Genomic DNA, 21,236 nt, shown 5'->3' with positions numbered 1-21,236 from the left:
CAGTGACAACATCTGCAGGAAGGCTCTGGAGGAGTGGTGGCCTCACAACCTGGCAGAGGGTGGGGCAGACTGTTGAGGCCGAGGGTCCTTGGGGGCCAGCGTTTGAGGCGGCCATTCGACACCAGGTTTGGGCAGCGGCTTGGCCTCAGCCACTAGGTCTTCGATGTCTTCGGCGACCACGGCCCGGATGCCCGATTCGGCTGCCTCTTGGTCCGGCTCTACCCAGCTAACGAGGGGAAAGCCATCGCACAGGCCGACCCACTCGCCGTCCTCTTCGGACCACTCGGTCCAGAATCTGTACTGGTCAATCACCATCGTGCTCATCCTGCAATTCAAGGATAGGTGAATCCCCTTACCTAACCGCCGCAAGTGCTTGAGCGTTGTATGGTCTCATTGGATTGGAGTTGGCGGGCTTGGAAGGAAAGTCGAGATGCAGAGGTTCACGTTCACGCTGACCGTAGAGGGTCGTGATCTTCAGTCAGGTGAGGTTGTTGACGCGCTGTTTGACGCGGGCTGTGATGATGCGTTGGTCGGCTCGTCCGAGGGGGTTCAATTCTTGGACTTCAATCGCAAGGCCGGCTCCATTGAGGAGGCGGTGCTGTCGGCGGAGGCAGATGTGGAGTCAGCAGAAGACCTATCGGTGACCGGAATCGTCGGTGCGAACTCGCTTACCTCGGCCAAGAACGCTGCTCGTACTGAGCGGGCCCCTTAGAGAGTTCGGCGCTTGGCTACAGGCAAGCGAAAGCCTGGTCATTCGGGCTGACGTGGATTGCCTCAGCGGGCGGCCTCGACGGTGTATGGCCTATTCCAGTCCCAGGTCAGCCTTCACCTCTTCCCAGAGCGCATCGTCGGAAATATCGTGCGTGGGATTGCTGAGACCCAGGTCAGCCTTGACCTCTTCCCAGGGCACAAAGTCGTCTTCGGCCAGCGCGGCGGCTAGTTCGCGGCGGTCCTCGGCGTCTTCTGCGACGTCGACAAGCCAGTCAAATGTGTTCGGGCCAATGATCTGGTCGGTGTCGTGGCGCATCTTGTCGGGGTCGACGTAGTCCAGTTGGCGCCATCGGTTGAGCAGGGATTCGCGGTCTGGGCTCTGGTGGTGCGCAGGTTGGGGTTCAGGCTCGGGATGGTCAGGTTGGGCCACGACGAAAGAGTATTCGCTGCTTGATGCAGGGCTGGCGAAAATTTGCCTAGACGTCGATTCCGGTCTGCCAGTTGAATTGAAATATATGGATATATATTGTGAGGTAGGAATCTATCGCACCCGGTGATCAGGGCGCCCTGGCAGTTCAGACAACGAGGAAGACTCATGATGGGTCCATTCCTGACGGGGGTGACGATCGGCTGTTTTGGGCTGATGATGCTCAACCTGGGGTTGTGTTTTCCGATTCTGAGGAACAAGTGGTACCGGCGGCGGTTGGCGAAGGTGCGGGCCGTTGGTCCGGATGGGACGGTGGTCACCAAAGACGACATTCGCCGTGAGCTCATGCGGGATCCGGTGGCGGCCGACCTGTTTGCCGACGACGACACGCCCGATGACGTGGCCCGGTACCTGTTCCTGGAAGCTGAGCGGCGGGCGATGCTGCGCAAGTGCAACCGGCTTGACGACGATGAGAACGACTTCTTCGCCCCGCCTCGCCGCTCCGGTCCCGACCCGGGGTTTCGGGGCTGCAACGAGATGTGAGCGGCCTGGTTCTATGGCAGGCCGCTAATCTCCCTCCGGCAAAGACCGCGGAGGAGTAGGCCACGCATGTATCCGGGGGAACACGCTCGCACCACGCCGGACAAGGCGGCGCAGATCATGGCCAGCACCGGGGAGATCACCACCTACCGGGAGCTGGATGAGGCGGCCAACCGGCTAGCTCGGCTGCTGCACGACCGAGGGCTGCGGGAGGGGGACCACATCTCGATATTGGCCGAGAACCATCCCCGCTACTACGAGGCATTTTGGGCGGCGATGACTTCAGGGCTCTACTTCACCACCATCAACCGGTACCTGTCGCCGGAGGAGGCGGCCTATCTGGTCAACGACAGCGGTTCCAACGTGCTGATCACCACCAACGCGATGGCCAACACGGCTGCACAAATGCTCGACCTGATCCCCGACTGCCAGCACCGGTTGATGATGGACGGCAATGCCGACGGGTTTGAGCCGTATGAGGATGCCGTTGCAGCTATGCCCGCTGAGCCTCTGCCCCGCTTGCCCAAAGGGGCGGTGATGCTGTACTCCTCGGGTACCACCGGCAAGCCCAAGGGGATCCTGCGGCCTCTGCCCGATGTCGAAGTGCACGATGACAGCCTCTCGGGCATCAGCATGCTTGAGCGCCACCTCCTCGGAATGAGCGAGGACTCCGTCTATCTGTCTCCGGCGCCCCTCTACCACTCTGCCCCTTTGATGTGGAATGCCGGCGTGCACGAGTTGGGGGGCACGTTGGTGATCATGGACCGATTCGACCCTGAACGCTTCTTGGCTTACGTGGAGCAGTATTCGGTGACCGACAGCCAGCTCGTGCCCACCATGTTTATCCGCATGCTCAAGCTGCCTGAGGAAGTCCGCAACCGCTATGACCTGTCGTCATTGAAGATGGCGGTCCACGCTGCCGCTCCTTGTCCGGTGGCGGTCAAAGAACAGATGATCGAGTGGTGGGGGCCCATCGTCCAGGAGTACTACGCCGCCACCGAAGGCAGTGGGTTGTGCTTTATCGGCCCCGAGGACTGGCTGGCGCACAAGGGGTCGGTGGGCAAGGCCATGGTGGGCATCCTCCACATCTGCGATGACGACGGCCAGGAGCTTCCAACTGGGGAGCCGGGCCTCGTTTACTTCGATCAAGAGACCCCTCCTTTCGAGTATCACGGCGACCCGGAGAAGACCAAGGACTCCCGCCACCCTGAGAACAGCAGTTGGACCACGGTGGGAGATATCGGATACGTCGACGAGGAGGGCTACCTCTATCTCACCGACCGAGCCACCTTCATGATCATCAGCGGCGGGGTCAACATCTACCCCCAAGAGATCGAGGCCTGCTTCGCCCTGCACCCCAAGGTGGCCGACGTGGCTGTGTTCGGGCTGCCCGACGAGGAGATGGGGGAGTACGTCCACGCCGTGGTGCAGCTTGAGGATGGCATCGAGGCAACCGACGCTCTGGCCGAGGAACTACGGTCCTACGCCCGCCAGCAACTGGCGGGATTCAAGGTGCCGAGGGTGGTGGACTTCCGGGCCGACTTTCCCCGCCTGCCCACCGGCAAGCTCTATAAGAAGCCTTTGCGGGAGGAATACTTGGCCCGACTGTCGTAGGTACCCTCTCGCAGCCACCGCATCGCCAGTTCCAGACGGAATCGCTCCAAAAGTTAGAGTTGGGCGATGCCCTACACCGACGACGCGATCCGGGACTTGACCCGTCGGGTCTTCGAACTGTGGCAGGACAACACCACCGATCTGGCCCCCGACGTGATGCGCCAGTCGGTCGACGCCTACCTTGACCAGCCCCGATTCGAGTACGAGGTCGAGCGGATCTTCAAACACCTGCCACTGGCTCTGGCGATCAGCTCAGAGCTTCCTGCTCCGGACACCTACAAGGCCATGGACGTCATGGGCGTGCCGCTGCTACTCACCCGAGGGGCCGATGGCGCGGCCCGGGCCTTTCTGAACGTCTGCCGCCACCGGGGTTCGCCGCTGTGCGAGCCAGGTTCGGGTTCGGCTCAGCGGCTGACTTGTCCCTACCACGCCTGGTCTTACGACACCGCCGGCGACCTGGTGGGCATGTTCGGCGCCCACACCTTCGGTGACGTCGACCGCGACCACCTCGCGCTTACCCCGCTGGCCTGTGCCGAGAAAGCCGGCTTCGTGTTCGCCTGCCTCACCCCCGGCGTCACCTTCGACATCGACACCTTCCTTGGCGACTTCGCCCCCTACGTCGCCGCCCTCGACCTCGACCAGTGGCACATCTTCGAGCAGCGCACCCTCGACGGGCCGGGCTGGAAGGTGGCATGGGACGGGTATCTGGAGGGCTACCACCAGGAGCGGCTCCACCCCAAGACCGTGGGGCTGAACACCATCGGCAACCTCATGGCCCACGACACCTGGGGGCCGCACCAGCGCATCGTGTTCGGCCGCAAGTCGCTGCCCAAGCTGGTCGACCAGCCCGAGGAGGAGTGGGACCTCGACGAGCACATCCGCTTGATCCACTCCATCTTCCCCAACGTCTCGATCTCGGGGATCCTGGGCGACTACTGCCTGCTGAGCCAGCTCTTCCCCGGATCAACCGTCGACACCAGCCTCACCATCCAGACCGTGCTGTGCCGCCATGAGCCGTCCACTGATGAAGAGCAGCAGGTGGCTGAGCAGTTCAGCGCGCTAGTGCTTCAGGCGGTGCGAGACGAGGACTACTGGGTGGGCTTCCAGATCCAGAATGCTCTCAAGAGCGGAGCCACCTCAGAGGTGCTGTTCGGGCGAAACGAGCCCAGCTTGCAGCACTATCACCACGCGGTAGAGCGCTACGCCGAGCTGAGTGTGGACCGAGAGAACTAGGTAATACTCAGCATCCGGTCGAGGGCGACGCGGGCGTCGGCGGCAATGTCCGGCTCGACGGTGATGCGATTGCGGACTTTGTCCTCAACCAGGCCCTCCAGTGTCCAGGCCAAGTGGGCGGCGTCGATGCGGAACATGGTCGAGCACGGGCAGATCAGCGGGTCGAGCGACACCACTGTTTTGTCTGGGGTCTCATCATTCAGCCGGTTCACCAAGTGGATCTCGGTGCCCACCCCGATGACTGAGCCGACTGGTGCGGCGGCCACCGCCTTGATGATGTAGTCGGTGGAGCCCACTTGGTCGGCCAGAGCGCATACCTCTCGGCTGCACTCGGGGTGAACAACCACGATCCCCTCGGGGTGCTCGGCCCGGAATGCGGCCACATGGTCGGGCTGGAACCGCTGGTGCACCGAGCAGTGCCCCCTCCACAGCAGCAGTACCGACTCCTTGCAATCGGCCTCGGTCAGCCCGCCCAAATCGAAACGGGGGTTCCACACCGCCATGTGGCTCTCGTCGTATCCCATGTCGTATCCGGTGTTGCGCCCCAGGTGCTGGTCGGGGAAAAAGAGCACCTGATCGCCCCGCTCCAGCGCCCACGTCAAAACCGCACGGGCGTTGGACGACGTGCAGACAGCTCCGCCGTTGCGGGCCACGAACGCTTTCAGGTTGGCGGCGGAGTTCATGTAGGTGATGGGCACCACTCGGTCGATGTCCACCACTCGGGCCAGCTCGTCCCAGGCCTCTTCCACCTGGTCGATGTCGGCCATGTCGGCCATCGAGCAGCCGGCGTTCAGGTCGGGGAGCACCACCTGCTGGTGGTCGCCGGTCAAGATGTCGGCCGATTCGGCCATGAAGTGCACACCGCAGAACACGATGTACTCGGCCTCGGGGCGCTGCTGGGCCAGCACCGACAGCCGGAAGGAGTCGCCGCGGGCATCGGCCCACGCCATGACCTCGTCGCGTTGGTAGTGGTGGCCGAGAATGAACAGCCGGTCGCCCAGGGCGTTTTTCGCGTCGCCGATCCAGCCCGCCAATTGCTGGGGCGATGCCGTTGTGTACCGCTCAGGGAGCGGACGCTGAACGCGCAACATGTTTTGGGAACCTCCAGGAGGTACGGGAACTCTGATTAGCAGCCGGTGGGGACAGCCGGGTCGCCTCGCCACGGGGATGTCGGCCTCAGAGTTCGATATGTCGCCGGATACCCGGCCGGCGTGGATAGAAATCATATCCGCCAAACACTCCCAATGAAAAGAGAAGCGTCGCGCCGTTGCTGGGCAATCCGGGGGCCGCTCGACTCGTAGGATGGGCAGAGCATGCTGAACCGCCCGCCCTCCGGCACCATCCCTGATGCCGCAGGTTCGTACCAGTTCAAAGACCGCCACGGACGGCTCATTTACGTGGGCAAGGCCAAGAGCCTGCGGTCCCGGCTGGGCAGCTATTTCCAGAATCCGGCCTACCTGCCGCCCCGCACCGCCCAGATGGTGGCCGAGGCCGAATCGGTGGAGTGGATCCAGGTGGATACCGAGGTGGAGGCGCTGATGCTGGAGTACAGCCTCATCCAGCAGCACCAGCCCCGGTTCAACGTCCGCTATCGGGACGACAAGAGCTACCCGTTTCTGTGCGTGACCATGGTGGACGAGTGGCCCCGGGCCATGGTCATCCGGGGCCGCAAGAAGAAGGGCAACCGCTATTTCGGGCCCTACGGCCACGCCTACGCCATCCGGGAGACCCTCGACCAACTGCTGCGCACATTCCCCATTCGCACATGCAGCGACAACAAGTTCAACCACCACGCCCGCCTGGGTCGGCCGTGTCTGCTGTTCCACATCGAGAAGTGCGCCGGGCCGTGCGTGGGCGAGGTGGAGCGGGAGCGCTATGACGAGATGGTGGACGACCTGCTCGCCTTCCTCGGGGGCGACACCGACGAGGTGGTGAAGCGGCTGGAGGACGATATGGCCCAGGCCTCCGCAGCCCTGGAGTTCGAGCAGGCCGCTCGCAGCCGGGACCGCCTGGCCAGCGTGCGCAAAGCCATCGAGGGCCAGCAGATGGTGGGGGCCCGCTCGGAGGACTACGACGTGGTCGGCCTAGTGGACGACGAGTTGGAGGCGGCCTGCCAGGTGTTCTACGTCCGCAAGGGCCGGGTGATGGGCCGCCGGGGGTTCATCGTGGACAAGGCGGGCGACCTCACTCGCGACGAGTTGGTGAGCCGGGTGCTAGAGCGGCTGTATTTCGAGGAGAACCCGCTGGGCAGTCCCAAGCAAGTGCTGGTTCCCGACATGCCCGACAACCAGGGCCTGTACGAAGAGTGGCTGCGGGAACAGCGGGGATCCAAAGTGGCCATCTCGGTGCCCCAGCGGGGGGCCAAACGCAAGCTCCAAGAGACGGTGGCCCGCAACGCGGCCGACGCCTTTGACCGACACCGGCTCAAGCGCAGCACCGACCACAACAGCCGGGCCCGAGCCCTCAACGACCTCCAGAACTGCCTGGGTTTGCCCGAAGCCCCCCTGCGGATCGAGTGCTACGACATGAGCCACCTCCAGGGGTCCGACTATGTGGGCTCGATGGTGGTGATGGAGGACGGCCTACCCCGCAAGTCGGAATACCGCCGGTTCAAGGTGCGCACCGTGGGCGGCAACGACGACTACGCCGCCATGGAAGAGGTGCTTACCCGGCGACTGACCAACTACCTGGACGAGCGGGACCGTCCGGTGGAAGAGAAGGGGAAGTTCGCCTATCCGCCCCAACTGCTGGTGGTGGACGGCGGCAAGGGCCAACTGGGCGTGGCCGAGCGTGTGTTGGCCGAGTTGGGCCTCGATGGAGAGATCTTCCCCGCCGGGCTGGCCAAAGAGTTCGAGCAGGTCTACGTGCCGGGCCAGGCCGCTCCGGTGGAGATCCCGAGGCCGTCGGAGAGTCTGTACCTGCTTCAGCGCATACGGGACGAGAGCCACCGGTTTGCCAACGATTACCACCGCCAGCTCCGGGGCAAGCGAATGACCCGATCCTCGCTGGACGGCATTGCCGGCCTCGGTCCCACTCGACGAGCTCGTCTGGTGAAGGAGTTGGGCGGAGTGCGGGCAGTGGAACGGGCAACCCTGGACGACCTGCTGGCCCTCAGCTGGCTCCCCGATGCGGTGGCCCACGCGATCAACGAGAAACTCCACGGCCCCCAATGACCCAAGAGCACCCAAATGAAGATCTTTGGGAGCGTCACGCCGGCTGGTGGCAGGATCAGTGCACCGACGGTGCCGATCCCGAGTACGCCGAGTTGATCGTCCCGTTGGCCGCAGAGCTCCTGGCCGGGTACGACCGGGTCCTGGACGTGGGAGCTGGCGAAGGGCAGCTGTCTCGATTGGCGGATGAACAGGGGGCGTCCTTGGTAGTGGGAGTTGATCCCACCAAGGCCCAATTGAGCAAAGCCGCTCAACGCGCTGGGGGACCGGTCTATGTGCGGGCAAGTGCCGAAGCACTGCCGCTGGCCTCTGGGTCATTCGACGCTGCGGTGGCCTGCCTGGTGTTCGAGCACATCGAGGCCATGGACACCGCCGTGGCTGAGGCCTCCCGAACACTGCGCGACGGCGGGCGATTCCTGTTGTTCCTGAACCATCCGCTGCTGCAAACCCCCGACAGCGGATGGATCGACGACCATGTCCTAGACCCTCCCGAGCAGTATTGGCGGATCGGGGCCTATTTGCGGGAGAGCGTGATGATCGAAGAGGTCCAGAAGGACGTGTTCCTGCCGTTCGTTCACCGCCCGCTGAGCCGCTATGTGAACGCGTTGCTCGACGCCGGACTCGCCATCGACCGAATGCTGGAACCGGCGCCACCGTCGGGATTCCTGGCCGCCGCCCCTGAGTATCCCCAGGCCGAGTCCATTCCCCGCCTGTTGGTGCTGGTCTGTCGAAAGTAACCGCTGGCGGGGTGACCCGTTGGCGCTCATCAGTGTTTGCGGAATATCCGAAGCAATCCCATCTCGACCATTAGCCTGAAGTGGTGGCCGAGTTTGTGGTGATCACCGGGATGTCCGGAGCGGGCCGGTCGCAGGCTGCCAACCACTTCGAAGACTTGGGCTGGTACGTGGTCGACAATCTGCCCCCGGCCTTGATGCCCAAGGTTCAGGAGTTCGCCGATGCCCCCGGCAGCAGCATCTCCCGGGTAGGCCTGGTACTGGGGCTGAACCTGTACCACGAGGAGGTGGTCCCCGCGCTGGTCGAACTCAAGGAATCAGCCGAGGGGTCCGTGCGCATACTCTTCCTCGACGCCTCCACCCCGGAGCTGGTGAAACGGTTTGAGAGCACCAAACGCCGCCATCCGTTCGCCAGCATCCCGCCGATGGGGGTGTCCGACGCCATCGAGGCCGAGCGGGAGGCCCTGGGCTATCTCCGCAGCCAGGCCGACGTAGTGGTGGACACTTCCGAATACAGCATCTACCAGCTCCACCACTTCATCGACGAGGTGTTCGGGCTGGACGCGGGGCCGGAGTCGGTGACCACCAGGATCATGTCATTCGGCTTCAAGAACGGCATCCCGCTAGACGCCGATCTGGTGTTGGACTGCCGCTTCCTGCCCAACCCCTACTGGGTGGAGGAGCTTCGACCGCTCACCGGCCAGCACGAGGCGGTGACGGACTTCCTGCTCAACGGCCAGCCCATGGCTGAGACCTTTCTCCAGAAGACCGAGGATCTGCTCAAGCTCCTGGTGCCCGCCTATGTGAGAGAGGGCAAGTCATATCTCACCATCGCTTTCGGCTGCACCGGGGGCCGCCACCGCTCGGTGTTCGTGGCCGAGGACATCAACCAACGCCTCACCGAAGACCCCGAACTCGGCGTTCGCCCCCTCATCACGCACCGGGACCTTGACAGCTAGCCCGAAGGGCGGCAGAGCAGCGCTCAGACAGCGTCCCGAAATTTGGCCACCATTGCTTCACTGGCCTCCCACAGCTTGGTCCCGTTTACAGATTCGGCGGCAGGGTCCGACACCGGTTTGTGATTCATCAGGTGGAGGTACATCCCGGTGGTCGTACCCGCGTCGGGTGCGCAGCACAGGTAGATGATCGGTGCGATGGCCTTCTCAGGAGACCGGAAGAACAACCGCAGAGCCGGGCTGACGATGGGCTTCAGCAGCGCTGGCGCGTCTCGGGCGATGTTGGTGGCCACCCCGCCCGGGCACAAGGCGTGCACGGCCACCTCTGTGCTTTCGTTCTGGTTCAGGCGGCACGACAGCTCGGTGGCATAGGTGCACAGCACCAGCTTGCTGAGTCCGTAGTGCTGCATGCTCTCTTTGATCCCGTATTCGGCGTACTCACCGAGGCGATCGAAATCGATGGCTTCAGCGGAGCGGTGCGATTCCGATGAGACGAACACGATCCTCGGTGGTTCCTCTCCCTGCTTCGCAGGCCGAATGACGCTGTCCGTCAACCACCGGTCGATCATCACGCGGTTGGCCAGGAAGTGAACGGCGAACATGATGTCGAACCCCTGCGCCGACTGCCTGGAAGTGGGCGCCATCAGACCGGCGTTCAGGAGGGCGATGTCGATGCTGACGCCGCTTTCCTTCAGCTGGTCGCAGCAGCGATGGACCGAGCGGAGATCGGCCAGGTCCACCTCGACCATCTCGATGGTGTCGGAACCTGACGCCTGCTTGATTTCATCGCAAACCTCAGCCCGACCGGGGCGGCAGGCCAGGATCATGTTGCCGCCGCGACGGGCCAGATCGATGGCGGCGGCTCGGCCCAATCCACTGTTGGCCCCGGTCACCAAACATGTCTTGCCGTCGATCCGCACGTCGTCGGAAACCGATTCAACGTCAGGTGCCTTCGAATTGCGCAGGTCGCGCACCGCGGCAACCACAGCGCTGGCGATGTTGCCCATCCGGGCCTTTTGACTCATGGCAGAAGGTACCCCGCTAGCCACCGGAAAATGGGAATTCGACGCTTGCCGCTTGGCCTACTCGAAGGGGATGTCATAGGCCTCCCGATAGGCCGCGAAGGCCTCGTCCATAGCCTGCTGGCTCAGCCCGAAGTGTTCGAGCCGATAGTTGTGCTTTCCGAAGCGGTTCTGCGGATTAGCGGCTGCGTACTGCTCGGCCAGTTTTTTGGCCTCGTCGTCGAATTCGACTGCGGCCACCTCAAAGATCCGCCGAAGCTGGGTCATTGGATCAGGGATCAGGTCGTAGTAGGAGACATCCACGAATCGGCCTTCTGGTGTCTCCGCCCGGGTCTTCATTGCCCACTCGACCATCCGGTGTGTCTTGTCGCACCAGTGCCGGCCAATTTCTGCCGGATCGACATGGTCGCTGAACATGCCCCGGCCATGAGCCACCATGCTGCAAAAGGAGGAGACGGCAACCCGGGGATCGCGGTGGGTCTGTACGACGGTGACACCTTCGAATACCTTCAGCAGCACATCTAGATACTCCAGGTGATGCGGAGTCTTGATAACCCATGCGGTCGCCGGTTGCTGCCAGGTCAGCACCTTCAAGACTCGGCGGAAGTACTCGTAGGTCGCGGTGTGGTCTTGGTTTTGGAGCCAGCGGGAATAGCTGGGAACGTGCAGGATGGCCTCGGCCGACTGGCTCATGAAGTTGAGGTCGAGCAGCAAGACGTCTTCCTCAGGCTGCTCGCGGTCGACGGGGTGTACCGCCATGAAGTCAGGGGACAGGTAGGAAATCGTCCGTTCGGCCAGCATCGCCCGTCGCTTGCGAACTCGTTCGGCGCGTTGGGCCGAATCGGTCGCAGCCACCGGCATCAGCGCTTCCAACCCGGAAATGCCCCGGATCTCCGGGTGGGAATAGAGGAGCCGGTGAAGGAGCGTTGTGCCAGTGCGCTGAAGCCCGGTGATGGCGATGACAGGCCCGAGGTCGATGTCGTCGATTTCAGGATGCCGTCTGAGGAGGTCCTGAATGCGCAGCCGCTGGATGAGCGCCCCGGCGAGCCGGGATTTCTGGACTATCCGGCCAGTCGGAGTAAGTCGGGCTTCGTTGTTGATCGACTCCACGAGCACCTGCAAAGCCTCCAGGTGTCCGTCGTCGCCGAAGTCGGAGAGCCCGGTCTTGCGCTTGGCATGCTTGATGAGCTTGTCGACGTCCAAGCGACCCGAGGACCCAACCCGCTGTGCTGCGCGGCCCAGCCGGTTGAAGACCCGAACCGGAACCGGCCGATACGGGTTCTGGTAGTCGGTGGAGGTCAAACCACTAGTCCCGCAAGCTGCTCAACGGGACCACCCGGCACTGGGGCTGGGGGTGTTCGGCGGCTCTTACCCATCGAAACGACATGGTCCCGAGCGAGTGGCCTGCGGTTTCGATCCAGTTGGGCAGGCCGGGATTCTCATGGGCCACGATCAGGCGCACAGACCCGTCGGCTTCGTAATGGGCCAAATGGCTGTTGGTGTGGATCGTGTAATGGCGGTAGTCCAGTGATTCCAACCAGTAGTTGCTGAGCTGGAAGTTCCAATATTCGCATTCGGGAGGAGTGGCTTCGATCACCAGCGCCTCGTCGGGCTCCAGAGCCCAGTGGCTGTGGTAGTAGGTGATGTTGGGATCGCCGCCGGCGGCCAGCGACACATCCGGATCGAACAGCGGCAGTTGGTTGCTGTGCTTGGAGAAGTCGCGGGCCCATTTGGTGAACAGCAGGGGAGCACCCATCACCAGCGCCCCGACGTTCTTCAAGCCCTCATCTAGCGCCCGGGCCGTCAGATGAGAGGGTTGGCGCTCCTCGGGGGCACAGTTGATGCGCTCGATAGCCAGCTCAGCGGGGATTTCCGTACTGCGGTCGGCGAAGGTCTGGCGCACCACCAGCGTGCCGGTCTCGGGCGTCATCGGCAGCCAGTTTCCTTGTTGGGGGGTGCTGCTCAGTATCAGCTCGAATCGCCCGTCGGCGTCCATCTCGATCTGGTCGGCTTCGATATGGCCCGTGGGGGGAAGGCCGCCACCCTGGCCGTAGTTGCCCGACTGGGTTCCGATGCTCAGGTAGGCGATGTTGTTGCGTCGCCCGGTGATCTTGTAGTCGTAGCTGCCGTCCAAGGCAGCGGTGTAGTAGTAGTTGTCGGGGTTGTCGGCCCCCAGCTTGGTGGTCTCGTTGGCCACACGATGCATAACCGGCGCCTTGGGGTCGGCGTGCTCGACGAACGCCATCAGGCCAGCCCGGGCGAGGCGGCTCAAGTGCCGATAGCCCTCCGCTTGGCTGAAGGGGTCGCGGGGCGCGCCGGGGAAGTTCATCGCCGCTCCCGCCGCCTTCAATGAGTCGCAGAACTCCTCCCAAGCTTTGCCGCTGACAACCCGTTGTTCGGCCACGTCGTCGAGGGTTTTGCCCCGCATCTTCCGAATGAGGAGGGAGATTTGTCGAAACGCACCAAGCAGTCGTATAGCAAGCCGTCGCATGGCGCTTGTCTAGTGACGGTCTTGGTCTGGCGACAACACGGGTTGAGCGGTTCGGCGCTGAGGTGATCCCGCTAATGTCCGGCTGACAGCTTGATCAAAGGAAACAGGCTCTATGGGGTCGGACAACTTGCCTTATCACGGTCCAAGGATCGGTCTCTGTCTGCCCTACGAAGGCTCGGCCACAGCTCAGGACATTGTGGATGTGGCTCAAGCGGCCGAGTCGGCCGGTTTGCACTCGGTATGGGTGGGGGACCACATCGCCTTTCCGGTGGAGTTCACATCGCAGAACCCGACCATGGCCGACGGGAAGTATCCGTATCCCACCGACAATCCCCGAATGGAGTCACTCACCACCTTGGCCTTCGTTGCCGGGGCGACGTCCACCATCAAACTGATGGTCAACGCCTGCGTGCTTCCCCAGCGCAACCCGGTGATCGTCGGCAAAGCGGTGGCCACGCTCGACTTCCTGTCGGGGGGAAGGGTGATCTTCGGAGCAACCCTCGGATGGCTTCGCGAGGAGTTTGACGCCCTCGGTGCCGACTATTCCCGGCGCCGGCAACGGCTAGAGGAAGGAATCGAGATCCTGCGCACGCTGTGGGAGCAAGACCAGCCCTCGTTCGAGGGCGAGACCTACTCGTTCTTGCCCCTCAACATGCAGCCCAAACCGGTCCAGTCGCCGCTGCCGATCTACCTGGGCGGCCATTCCCAGCCTGCACTCCGCCGGGCTGCCGCAGTGGGAGACGGTTGGTTGGCCGCCCGAATGACCCCGGAAGACCTGCGGGAACATGTGGACTTCTTGCGCGAGGAGCGCAAACAGTCGCCCCGAGCTGACCAGCCGTTCACCGTGGCCACCAATTGTCCAGCGGCAGTCGGTGCCGGCGCCCCGGGCGTGCTCGATCTCACCGATGGGGACGCCACGCGAAGCACGCTGGCAGCCCTGGGAGAGGCCGGGGCCGATGTCGTCAATGTGGTCGTCGTCTCCTATGACCCCACCGAGACCCGAGAGGCGGCCGAAGCACTGGGCCACCACTTCGGGCTGACTTCCTGATCCGGTCAGCTTGCGGCGAGGTGCTCTCGCAGTTCGAATTTGCGGATCTTGCCGGTGACTGTGCGGGGGAAGCTGTCGACGGCGATGAATTCGTCGGGGATCTTGATCTTGGCCAAGCGTTGGCGGCACCAATCGAGGAGTCCGTCGAGCGTCTCTTCTGGTCGGAGTTCCACAAACGCCACGGGGCGCTCGCCCCACTCCGGGTCGGGGCGCCCCACCACCGCCACCTCGGCCACGGCCGGGTGGTCGTAGAGCACCGCCTCGATCTCGCTGGGGTAGATGTTGACGCCCCCGCTGATGAGCATGTCTTTGGAGCGGCCGACGATGTAGAGGTATCCGTCGTCGTCGAATCGGCCCAGGTCACCAGTGCGCAGCCATCCGCCGACCAGGGCCTCGGCGGTTTGATCGGTGTCGCGCCAGTAGCCGGCCATCACCTTTTCGCTCTTCACCCAGATCTCGCCCACTTCTCCGGGCGTAACAAGATCGCCGCTGTCGTCATGGAGTTCGATCCGGACACCAGGTACCGCCCGGCCACACGAGTCCAACAGCTCGGGGCGCCGGGCCATGGCCAGGTCGTGGTCCTCGGGCAGCAGTCCGGCGATATTTGATACGCCCTCGGTGATGCCGTAGGCCTGGTACAGGCCGCACCCGAAGCGCTCATGGGCCTGTCGGATGAGCGGCCCGGCGGTGGGCGCCGCGCCGTAGACGATGAGGCGAAGGGTGGAGAGGTCGGCCTCCTCGAAGCCGGGATGGTCGAGGAGGCGGCGAATCTGGGCGGGGACCAAGACCGAGATGGTCACCCGGTGCTCGGCGACCGCGGCGAAGAACGATTCGGGTGAGAAGGAGCGCAACACCACGTGGGTCTGGCCGTCGGCCAGCATGGAGCACACCCGTGTTCCGCTGGCCACGTGGTACAGCGGCGTGGTCGACAAGTACACGTCGTCGGGTCGAAACCGCTGCACCACTGCCATGGACATCCCGTTGAAGGCCAGTCCCCGCTGGGTGAGGCATGCCCCTTTGGGTCGCCCAGTGGTGCCGCTGGTGTAGATGATCAGCGCAGTGTCATCTTCGGAGGCGCGATCCAGGTCGGAGAATGGCACCGATGCCAGCATCTCTGCATAGGCATCACCTTGGCTGTCGATCACCGGTCCCGCGGAGCCGATCGCCCCCACTCGCTGCGCGTAATCGCTGGTGGCAACGGTGAGAGTGGGCTCGGCGTTCGACAGAACGAAGTCCAGTTCGGGGTCGGTGAGCTGGGTGTTCAGCGGCACTGCCGCCGCGCCCAGGTAGGCCGCGGCCAGATAAACGTCAAAAAACTCCAGCCCGTTGTCGGCCATGAGCGCCACCCGGTCACCTCGTCCCACCCCGGCAGATTCAAACCCGGTCGCCAGCCGGCGAACCCGGTCCCGCAGTTTCTCAAACGTGACCGATAGCCCCCCGCTGACCGCTACCGCAGTCCGCTGGGAATAGAGCGCCGCATCACGCTCCAACAAGTCAACAATCCGCATCGTCACCCAGGAGACGTTTCCAGGCGATAGGTGCGGGTGGCGGTGCCGGAGAACAGCTCGTTCTGTTCGGCATCGGAGTAGCTGTCGGCCATGATTTGGAAGGCGTTCCATAACACCGGATAGGTGAGGGTTTCGCGGTCGATTGGGTAGTTCGACTCGAACATGCATCGGTCGGGTCCGAAGGCGTCGATGCAGAATCGCACCGCGTCCGACCAGTAGGCGGCCACTTCTTCAGAGCCTGGCGGCACCGCCAGGTCGGCCCAACCCGTCCCAAACATGAAGTCCATTCCTATCCCGCCCACCTTGACCACGGCATTTGGCTGGGCAGCCACGGCCTGCATTGACGCCCGCCAGTCGGCCCAGACCTGCTCGCGGATGTCGCGATAGGGGCCTACTCCGAGGGGAGCCCCGAGGTGGCCGACCACCACCCTCAGCTCCGGAATGGCCGAGGCCAACTCAGCCACCTCGGGCAGTTGAGGGTGAAAGAGCCAGGCGTCGAAGGCCAAATCCCGCTCGACGAGCTTGCGCAGCCCGGCCCGGAACTGGTCCGTGCCCATCATCTGGGGAAATGGGTTGCCGTGGCCTTGGGGAATGTCAGGGCTGGGATCCATGCCTACTGTGTGGCGGATGCTGCACAGGCGGCCGCTGCTGGCAGCATCGTGGGCGTCAAGGACTTCGTTGAGGGAGTCGCCGAGCATCAGATCGGCGAAAGCGGCGATGCCGGCGACGGGTGGTCCACCGGCTGCTTCGATTGCGCCGGTCTGCGACATGGCGAAGACCGTCTCGCCCACCGGCTGTAGGTGCTCGGGAAGCGCCGTGTCGTAGGAGACTGCCGTCTCCACAAACACCGTTTTCGTGATGTTGTGTGAGCCCGTGACGTTGTCCAAGTGGTGGGCGGCGAGATAGGTGAGAAACTCCCAGTCGTAGAAGTGGTGATGGGGATCCACAATCGTCCGTTGGGGATCGATGGCGGTCTCATCCCGCTGAGCTAGCCAGTCGAAGCGATTGAAGTCGGTCATTCGGCTCCAATTTCATCGACTTTGGCGATGTGCGGGTTGGGGATGGCATCAGGCATCGAAACTCCTGCGAAACCCCAGCGAATGTCCCTATAGGTGCGCATTGTCATAGCGGGCCTACGTTAGTCTCAGCCGCATGAGCATTCGCGTGGGCATCAACGGGTTCGGCCGCATCGGACGGAACTTCTTTCGAGCGGCAAGACAGGCTGGCGCCGATCTGGAATTCGTGGCCGTCAACGACTTGGGCAGCCTGGAAACCATGGCCCATCTGTTGCAGTACGACTCGGTGATGGGCCGGTTTACCGACCCGGTTGCGGTGGTCGATGGCGGGCTCGACATCGGCGGCAGCGTCCTGCAAGTGCTGTCAGAGCGCAACCCAGCCGATCTGCCCTGGAAGGACTTGGGCGTGGACGTCGTGGTGGAGTCCACCGGGTTCTTCACCGCTCGCGATAAGGCTGCCGCCCATTTGGATGCCGGTGCCCCGAGGGTGATCGTGTCGGCGCCGGCGTCGGGGGCCGATGCCACCTTCGTGGTGGGGGTGAACGACGGCGACTTCGACCCCGACAACCACTTGGTGGTGTCCAACGCCTCCTGCACCACTAACTGCTTCGTGCCCATGGTGAAGGTGCTCGACGACGCCTTCGGGGTGGACCGGGGCCTGATGACCACCGTTCACGCCTACACCGGCGACCAAGCGCTGGTGGACGGGCCGCACTCCGACCTGCGTAGGGCCCGGGCTGCCGCGGCGAACATCGTGCCCACCTCTACCGGGGCCGCCCGGGCCACCGGTTTGGTGCTCCAGGCCATGAACGGTCTGCTGGACGGCATCGCGTTGCGGGTACCTATTCCCAACGGCTCGCTCACCGATTTCACCGCCATCGTGCAGGGTGAGCCCTCGTCTGACGATGTCAACGCGGCCTTTGCCGCTGCGGCAGCCGACGGACCGCTGTCTTTGGTGCTGGACTACAGCGAAGCCCCATTAGTGTCGTCCGACATCGTTGGCTCACCGGCCTCGTGCACGCTTGATTCCGGGTTGACCATGGCTCTGGGCAACCTGGTCAAGGTCTCCGGTTGGTACGACAACGAGTGGGGCTACTCCAACCGGTTAGTCGACTTGGTCTCTATCGTGGGCGCAGCGGGCGGCTGATCACCGAGGTGCTGCCCACCCTTGAATCGCTGAGCGAGGCCCTCGGTGGGCTGGACGGCCGCCGGATCCTGCTGCGGGCGGACTTCAACGTTCCGCTTGGCTCCGATGGCGCCATTGCCGACGACTTCCGCATCAAGGCCGCGCTGCCCACGATCCGGTGGCTGGCCGGTCAGGGGGCCGCGGTTGTCGCATGCAGCCACTTGGGCCGCCCTGGCGGCGCGCCCGATCCCCGATACTCGATGGCGCCGGTTCAGGCCCGGTTGGGCGAGCTTGCCCCCGGCGTGGAGTTGCTGGAGAACCTGCGTTTTGACTCCGGGGAGACCGGCAACGACGACCGATTGGTCCAGCAGTTGGTCGACGGCTGCCACGGCTACGTGAACGACGCCTTCGGGGCGTCGCACCGGGCTCATGCCTCCATCGTGGGACCGCCTGGTTATCTGCCCAGCGCCGCTGGGCGCCTGCTGGCCAAAGAGGCCGAAGTGCTGCTCGGCCTGCGGTCCAAGCCCAAGCGGCCGTTCGTCGCCGTGCTGGGCGGAGCCAAGGTCAGCGACAAACTGGGGGTGATCGACGCCCTGCTGGAAACCGCCGATGAGGTGGTGATTGGTGGAGGAATGTGCTTCACCTTCCTGGCCGCCCTGGGCCACAGCGTGGGCGACTCGCTGCTCCAAGCCGACCAGATTGAGGCCTGCGGTCGGCTGCTGCAATCAGGGGCGCCCATCCGGTTGCCTTCGGACATCACCGCGCTGGCCCCGGGGGAGCATGTGGTGCAGGCTGGGGTGGAGCTGCGTCCCGACTGGCGGGGTCTGGACATCGGACCCGGTACCGCAGCCGAGTTCAGCGACCTCATCGCCGAGGCCGGCACCGTGTTGTGGAATGGCCCCATGGGGCTGTTCGAAGATCCGAGGTTCGCTGCCGGAACCAAGGTTGTGGCCCAAGCACTGGCCGATAGCCGGGCGTTCACCGTAGTGGGCGGGGGCGACAGCGCGGCGGCGGTCCGCCAGTTCGGCCTCGACCGGGAGATGGATCACGTATCTACTGGCGGCGGCGCGTCGTTGGAGTTGATCGAACAGGGCGACTTGCCCGGCTTGAGAGCCCTGAGAGAATCCGTTGGCACTCGTGAGGAGGACAGCAATGGCTGAGCGCAAACCGCTGATCAGCGGCAACTGGAAGATGCACATGAACCATCTGGAGGCCATCCAGCTCATTCAGAAGCTGTCGTATGCCCTCGACCATGCCGACTACGCCTCTGCCGACATCTCCATCCACCCGCCGTTCACCAACCTGCGCTCGGCCCAGACGGTGCTCGACGCCGACAACATCCCCATCGCCCTCGGCGCCCAGCACTGCCACTGGGAGGAGAGCGGGGCGTTCACCGGAGAGGTGTCGCCGGCCATGCTGGCCAAGTTGGCGGTGAGCTACGTGATTGCCGGCCACTCCGAGCGCCGTCAGCTCTTCGGCGAGACCGACGAGAACGTCAACCGGCGGCTCAAGGCCATCCTGGCCGCGGGGATGACCCCGATCATGTGCTGCGGCGAAACGCTGGAGGAGCGAGAGGCCGACCAGACCGAGGCCCGGATCACCACCCAAGTGGATGCCGGTTTGGCCGGTCTGAAGCGGGATCAGGTGGGGGCCATGGTTGTCGCCTACGAGCCGGTATGGGCCATCGGCACCGGCCACACCGCCACCCCCGCCGATGCCCAAGCGGGCTGTGCTCTGATCCGGGACCGAGTGCGGGCCAACTTCGGGGCCGATGCCGCCGCCAGCGTGCGGGTTCAATACGGCGGATCGGTCAAGCCGGTCAACGTTGCCGAGCTCATGGCCCAATCCGACATCGACGGCGCTTTGGTCGGTGGCGCCTCCCTGGAGGTCGACAGCTTCTCTCGAATCGTCCGCTTCAGACTCCAGTAGAAGGAGGCGATCGCCGAAATCAGTCATACCGTTCGAACGTATTTCTGTACCAAGAAGAGGTAGCGCCCAACAAGCTGTGGTTTCGGTTCTCGAAACGACGTCGCATTGGTGATTCGCGGGCTGAGCCATTGGTGTCACTAACGTCAGCCCCATGGCAGCTGCGTTCGAAGAGCTGATGGAGGCTCTCGCCGAGGGATTGAATTCGTCCTTGGTGGGGGAGGCCGAAGTTGCAAAAGAGCTCATGGAGAAGGTTTTCGATGAGCGAGCGGATAAGCGCAATCGAGGTACGTATCAGATACGGGTAAATCTTCCTCGCAAAGAGGACGCCGCTTCTTTTGCAGGATTCATTACCTCAGAAGGCAACCCCACTTCAGGGCCCTATCAGGGGACGTCGTTCGTGTGGTTCCCTGGCGATGGTGGCAGTGTTGCAGTTCTAGTTGTCGGCACTGACGGATTTGGGGCTGATTCAGCCATTCTTGGTCGACCGGGGCATGCTCGCCGTCTTCGAGCGCTGGCACGAGCCCACCGAGGTTCGCTTTGGGTCAAGCCCGACTTGCTCGATTTGGCAGTCGGGGTCCCTGACGCTGTCACCAAGAGTTGGCCGGCCATCACTCCACAGCTGAAGTCCTATTCGCACTTCATCTATGCGGCTGCCCCTATCCGTGATGCCTCTGGGGATGGTGGAGTGGTGGCTGACCTCTTGGATCTGTTCTTGCAGGAGCATGGAACACGCCACAAGGGCTCGGCCAAGAATGTATGGAGCGATCGACGTGCTGTCATGGACGAATGCATCTTTCCCAAAGTGGATGCTACGACGGTTGCTGGCCTCTTGCGCGAAAGGCGGTTTGTCATTCTGGAAGGCCCTCCAGGCACAGGGAAGACGAGGGTAGCCCAAGAGGTTGGAGACGCTTTCGGCTCGTGGGAGATGGTTCAGTTTCATCCGGCTCGCACCTACGAGGATTTTGTTGTTGGCCTCTATCCGAGATCAAAGAATGGAGAAAACCTCGCGTTCGAGGTTCGCCCCGGTGACTTGCTTAGGGCGAACCAAGTGGCGCACGACAGGCCGCATGTATTGGTTGTGGATGAGATCAACCGAGCCGATCTGGGTCGAGTCCTCGGGGAGGCGGTAAGCCTATTCGAGCCTGGTGAGCCGGACCGGGCAGTTGTGCTTCCCCACAGACCGGAGGGATACGAAGACAAGTTGCGACTCTCGCCCGACTTGTACGTGCTCGGGACCCGAAATACAGCCGATCGTTCGATTGCTCGCATCGATCTAGCCATCAGGCGGAGGTTCGCATTCGTCGAAATGTGGCCGCAACTGTCAGTGGTCCGAGAGCAGGGCGATGAAGCTGCAATTGCAGCTTTTGAAGACACCCTTCACACATTTTCTGAGTATGCAGACGATGACGGACTGAGGCTTACGCCAGGGCATGCCTATTTTCTTGACCCTAGACCCGATCTAGGTCACGTAAACCGTACAAATCGTGTAACTAGCCGTCTTCGGCTTGAACTCGTTCCTCTTCTACGGGACTACGTACAGGAACGACTGCTCGGACCCGCGACCGCTGAAATTGCCGGATTGGCTGACCGAGTGGAGACCCTGGCTGGTTGGACAGAATGAGCCGAGGGCGGACCACCCGAGGCCGTGCTAGGGCCGGGTTTACAGTTGCGGCCCCGAAAGCCAAGCCTCTCCTCTCCACTACAGATGAGG

Annotated in this window: 20 protein-coding genes; 12 read left to right on the top strand and 8 right to left on the bottom strand. The window is 63.4% G+C overall.

The window, feature by feature from the left end:
* Window positions 1-42 precede the first annotated feature (42 nt).
* Window positions 43-324, bottom strand: a complete 282-nt coding sequence (locus tag ACOGXH_RS09965) for an antitoxin HicB (protein ID WP_419928954.1) — start codon at window positions 322-324, stop codon at window positions 43-45.
* Window positions 325-430: 106 nt separating this feature from the next.
* Between ACOGXH_RS09965 and ACOGXH_RS09960 the strand changes: the two genes are divergently transcribed.
* The gene (locus ACOGXH_RS09960; protein WP_419928953.1) at window positions 431-712 is read left to right on the top strand and encodes a hypothetical protein; all 282 of its coding nucleotides are present in this window, start codon (window positions 431-433) and stop codon (window positions 710-712) included.
* A 90-nt stretch (window positions 713-802) separates the two neighbouring features.
* Here ACOGXH_RS09960 and ACOGXH_RS09955 read toward each other — a convergent pair whose 3' ends face one another.
* Window positions 803-1,141 (bottom strand): hypothetical protein, encoded by a 339-nt coding sequence (locus tag ACOGXH_RS09955; RefSeq protein ID WP_419928952.1) that lies wholly within the window; start codon window positions 1,139-1,141, stop codon window positions 803-805.
* Window positions 1,142-1,306: 165 nt separating this feature from the next.
* Between ACOGXH_RS09955 and ACOGXH_RS09950 the strand changes: the two genes are divergently transcribed.
* The 3 genes from ACOGXH_RS09950 (at window position 1,307) to ACOGXH_RS09940 (ending at window position 4,525) form a co-directional block, all read left to right on the top strand.
* Window positions 1,307-1,681, top strand: coding sequence for a hypothetical protein (locus tag ACOGXH_RS09950; protein WP_419928951.1), 375 nt, complete (start codon window positions 1,307-1,309; stop codon window positions 1,679-1,681).
* 66 nt (window positions 1,682-1,747) lie between these two features.
* Complete coding sequence (locus ACOGXH_RS09945; protein WP_419928950.1) at window positions 1,748-3,292, top strand: AMP-binding protein; 1,545 nt, start codon at window positions 1,748-1,750, stop codon at window positions 3,290-3,292.
* A 66-nt stretch (window positions 3,293-3,358) separates the two neighbouring features.
* Window positions 3,359-4,525, top strand: coding sequence for an aromatic ring-hydroxylating oxygenase subunit alpha (locus tag ACOGXH_RS09940; RefSeq protein WP_419928949.1), 1,167 nt, complete (start codon window positions 3,359-3,361; stop codon window positions 4,523-4,525).
* On the opposite strand, the gene nadA is transcribed toward ACOGXH_RS09940, so the two are convergent.
* A complete protein-coding gene (gene nadA, locus ACOGXH_RS09935; RefSeq protein WP_419928948.1) occupies window positions 4,522-5,616 on the bottom strand; it encodes a quinolinate synthase NadA in 1,095 nt (364 codons plus the stop codon). The two genes, ACOGXH_RS09940 and nadA, sit on opposite strands and share 4 nt — an antisense overlap.
* A 222-nt stretch (window positions 5,617-5,838) precedes the next feature.
* Here nadA and uvrC point away from each other — a divergent pair, with 222 nt between their 5' ends.
* The 3 genes from uvrC to rapZ all read left to right on the top strand — a co-directional run bounded on the left by uvrC (window position 5,839) and on the right by rapZ (window position 9,388).
* On the top strand, window positions 5,839-7,698 hold the full coding sequence (gene uvrC, locus ACOGXH_RS09930) for an excinuclease ABC subunit UvrC (RefSeq protein ID WP_419928947.1): 1,860 nt from the start codon (window positions 5,839-5,841) through the stop codon (window positions 7,696-7,698).
* Window positions 7,695-8,432, top strand: a complete 738-nt coding sequence (locus ACOGXH_RS09925; protein ID WP_419928946.1) for a class I SAM-dependent methyltransferase — start codon at window positions 7,695-7,697, stop codon at window positions 8,430-8,432. Before uvrC ends, ACOGXH_RS09925 begins: the two co-directional genes overlap by 4 nt.
* A gap of 83 nt (window positions 8,433-8,515) precedes the next feature.
* Entirely contained in the window at window positions 8,516-9,388 is an 873-nt protein-coding gene (gene rapZ, locus ACOGXH_RS09920; RefSeq protein WP_419928945.1) for an RNase adapter RapZ, read from the top strand.
* A 23-nt stretch (window positions 9,389-9,411) separates the two neighbouring features.
* Here rapZ and ACOGXH_RS09915 read toward each other — a convergent pair whose 3' ends face one another.
* The 3 genes from ACOGXH_RS09915 to ACOGXH_RS09905 are packed head-to-tail and all read right to left on the bottom strand — an operon-like array spanning window position 9,412 to window position 12,835.
* Complete coding sequence (locus ACOGXH_RS09915; protein WP_419928944.1) at window positions 9,412-10,410, bottom strand: SDR family NAD(P)-dependent oxidoreductase; 999 nt, start codon at window positions 10,408-10,410, stop codon at window positions 9,412-9,414.
* 57 nt (window positions 10,411-10,467) lie between these two features.
* Window positions 10,468-11,709, bottom strand: coding sequence for a sulfotransferase family protein (locus ACOGXH_RS09910; RefSeq protein WP_419928943.1), 1,242 nt, complete (start codon window positions 11,707-11,709; stop codon window positions 10,468-10,470).
* 4 nt (window positions 11,710-11,713) lie between these two features.
* On the bottom strand, window positions 11,714-12,835 hold the full coding sequence (locus ACOGXH_RS09905; RefSeq protein ID WP_419928942.1) for a DUF1214 domain-containing protein: 1,122 nt from the start codon (window positions 12,833-12,835) through the stop codon (window positions 11,714-11,716).
* Window positions 12,836-13,010: 175 nt separating this feature from the next.
* Here ACOGXH_RS09905 and ACOGXH_RS09900 point away from each other — a divergent pair, with 175 nt between their 5' ends.
* A complete protein-coding gene (locus ACOGXH_RS09900; protein WP_419928941.1) occupies window positions 13,011-13,946 on the top strand; it encodes an LLM class F420-dependent oxidoreductase in 936 nt (311 codons plus the stop codon).
* Between the two features lie 5 nt (window positions 13,947-13,951).
* On the opposite strand, the gene ACOGXH_RS09895 is transcribed toward ACOGXH_RS09900, so the two are convergent.
* Window positions 13,952-15,454, bottom strand: coding sequence for a class I adenylate-forming enzyme family protein (locus tag ACOGXH_RS09895; RefSeq protein WP_419928940.1), 1,503 nt, complete (start codon window positions 15,452-15,454; stop codon window positions 13,952-13,954).
* 2 nt (window positions 15,455-15,456) lie between these two features.
* Window positions 15,457-16,473: an amidohydrolase family protein gene (locus ACOGXH_RS09890; RefSeq protein WP_419928939.1), complete on the bottom strand. Its 1,017-nt coding sequence runs from the start codon at window positions 16,471-16,473 to the stop codon at window positions 15,457-15,459.
* A 133-nt stretch (window positions 16,474-16,606) separates the two neighbouring features.
* Between ACOGXH_RS09890 and gap the strand changes: the two genes are divergently transcribed.
* The 4 genes from gap (at window position 16,607) to ACOGXH_RS09870 (ending at window position 21,146) form a co-directional block, all read left to right on the top strand.
* Window positions 16,607-17,617, top strand: a complete 1,011-nt coding sequence (gene gap / locus ACOGXH_RS09885) for a type I glyceraldehyde-3-phosphate dehydrogenase (RefSeq protein WP_419928938.1) — start codon at window positions 16,607-16,609, stop codon at window positions 17,615-17,617.
* 8 nt (window positions 17,618-17,625) lie between these two features.
* On the top strand, window positions 17,626-18,756 hold the full coding sequence (locus tag ACOGXH_RS09880; RefSeq protein ID WP_419928937.1) for a phosphoglycerate kinase: 1,131 nt from the start codon (window positions 17,626-17,628) through the stop codon (window positions 18,754-18,756).
* A complete protein-coding gene (gene tpiA / locus ACOGXH_RS09875) occupies window positions 18,749-19,525 on the top strand; it encodes a triose-phosphate isomerase (protein WP_419928936.1) in 777 nt (258 codons plus the stop codon). The genes ACOGXH_RS09880 and tpiA overlap by 8 nt, the downstream gene beginning before the upstream one ends.
* Before the next feature lie 151 nt (window positions 19,526-19,676).
* Window positions 19,677-21,146 carry an McrB family protein gene (locus tag ACOGXH_RS09870; protein WP_419928935.1) on the top strand — a complete coding sequence of 490 codons (1,470 nt, stop codon included), beginning with the start codon at window positions 19,677-19,679 and terminating at the stop codon, window positions 21,144-21,146.
* The last annotated feature ends 90 nt before the right edge of the window (window positions 21,147-21,236 follow it).

Origin of the sequence: Candidatus Poriferisocius sp., assembly GCF_965208355.1 — a bacterium.
Taxonomy (GTDB): domain Bacteria; phylum Actinomycetota; class Acidimicrobiia; order Acidimicrobiales; family Bin134; genus Poriferisocius.
The sequence above is the reverse complement of the archived record's forward strand: the minus strand, read 5'-3'. Positions and strand labels throughout refer to the sequence as shown.

What these genes read in the sequence shown, in the direction of transcription:
- tpiA (WP_419928936.1), top strand. Translation starts at nt 18,749, where the DNA reads ATGGCTGAGCGCAAACCGCTGATCAGCGGCAACTGGAAGATGCACATG.
- ACOGXH_RS09870 (WP_419928935.1), top strand. Translation starts at nt 19,677, where the DNA reads ATGGCAGCTGCGTTCGAAGAGCTGATGGAGGCTCTCGCCGAGGGATTG.
- gap (WP_419928938.1), top strand. Translation starts at nt 16,607, where the DNA reads ATGAGCATTCGCGTGGGCATCAACGGGTTCGGCCGCATCGGACGGAAC.
- ACOGXH_RS09890 (WP_419928939.1), bottom strand. Translation starts at nt 16,473, where the DNA reads ATGACCGACTTCAATCGCTTCGACTGGCTAGCTCAGCGGGATGAGACC.
- ACOGXH_RS09945 (WP_419928950.1), top strand. Translation starts at nt 1,748, where the DNA reads ATGTATCCGGGGGAACACGCTCGCACCACGCCGGACAAGGCGGCGCAG.
- nadA (WP_419928948.1), bottom strand. Translation starts at nt 5,616, where the DNA reads ATGTTGCGCGTTCAGCGTCCGCTCCCTGAGCGGTACACAACGGCATCG.
- uvrC (WP_419928947.1), top strand. Translation starts at nt 5,839, where the DNA reads ATGCTGAACCGCCCGCCCTCCGGCACCATCCCTGATGCCGCAGGTTCG.
- ACOGXH_RS09965 (WP_419928954.1), bottom strand. Translation starts at nt 324, where the DNA reads ATGAGCACGATGGTGATTGACCAGTACAGATTCTGGACCGAGTGGTCC.
- ACOGXH_RS09940 (WP_419928949.1), top strand. Translation starts at nt 3,359, where the DNA reads ATGCCCTACACCGACGACGCGATCCGGGACTTGACCCGTCGGGTCTTC.
- ACOGXH_RS09905 (WP_419928942.1), bottom strand. Translation starts at nt 12,835, where the DNA reads ATGCGGGGCAAAACCCTCGACGACGTGGCCGAACAACGGGTTGTCAGC.
- ACOGXH_RS09895 (WP_419928940.1), bottom strand. Translation starts at nt 15,454, where the DNA reads ATGCGGATTGTTGACTTGTTGGAGCGTGATGCGGCGCTCTATTCCCAG.
- ACOGXH_RS09950 (WP_419928951.1), top strand. Translation starts at nt 1,307, where the DNA reads ATGATGGGTCCATTCCTGACGGGGGTGACGATCGGCTGTTTTGGGCTG.
- ACOGXH_RS09915 (WP_419928944.1), bottom strand. Translation starts at nt 10,410, where the DNA reads ATGAGTCAAAAGGCCCGGATGGGCAACATCGCCAGCGCTGTGGTTGCC.
- ACOGXH_RS09925 (WP_419928946.1), top strand. Translation starts at nt 7,695, where the DNA reads ATGACCCAAGAGCACCCAAATGAAGATCTTTGGGAGCGTCACGCCGGC.
- ACOGXH_RS09900 (WP_419928941.1), top strand. Translation starts at nt 13,011, where the DNA reads ATGGGGTCGGACAACTTGCCTTATCACGGTCCAAGGATCGGTCTCTGT.
- ACOGXH_RS09960 (WP_419928953.1), top strand. Translation starts at nt 431, where the DNA reads ATGCAGAGGTTCACGTTCACGCTGACCGTAGAGGGTCGTGATCTTCAG.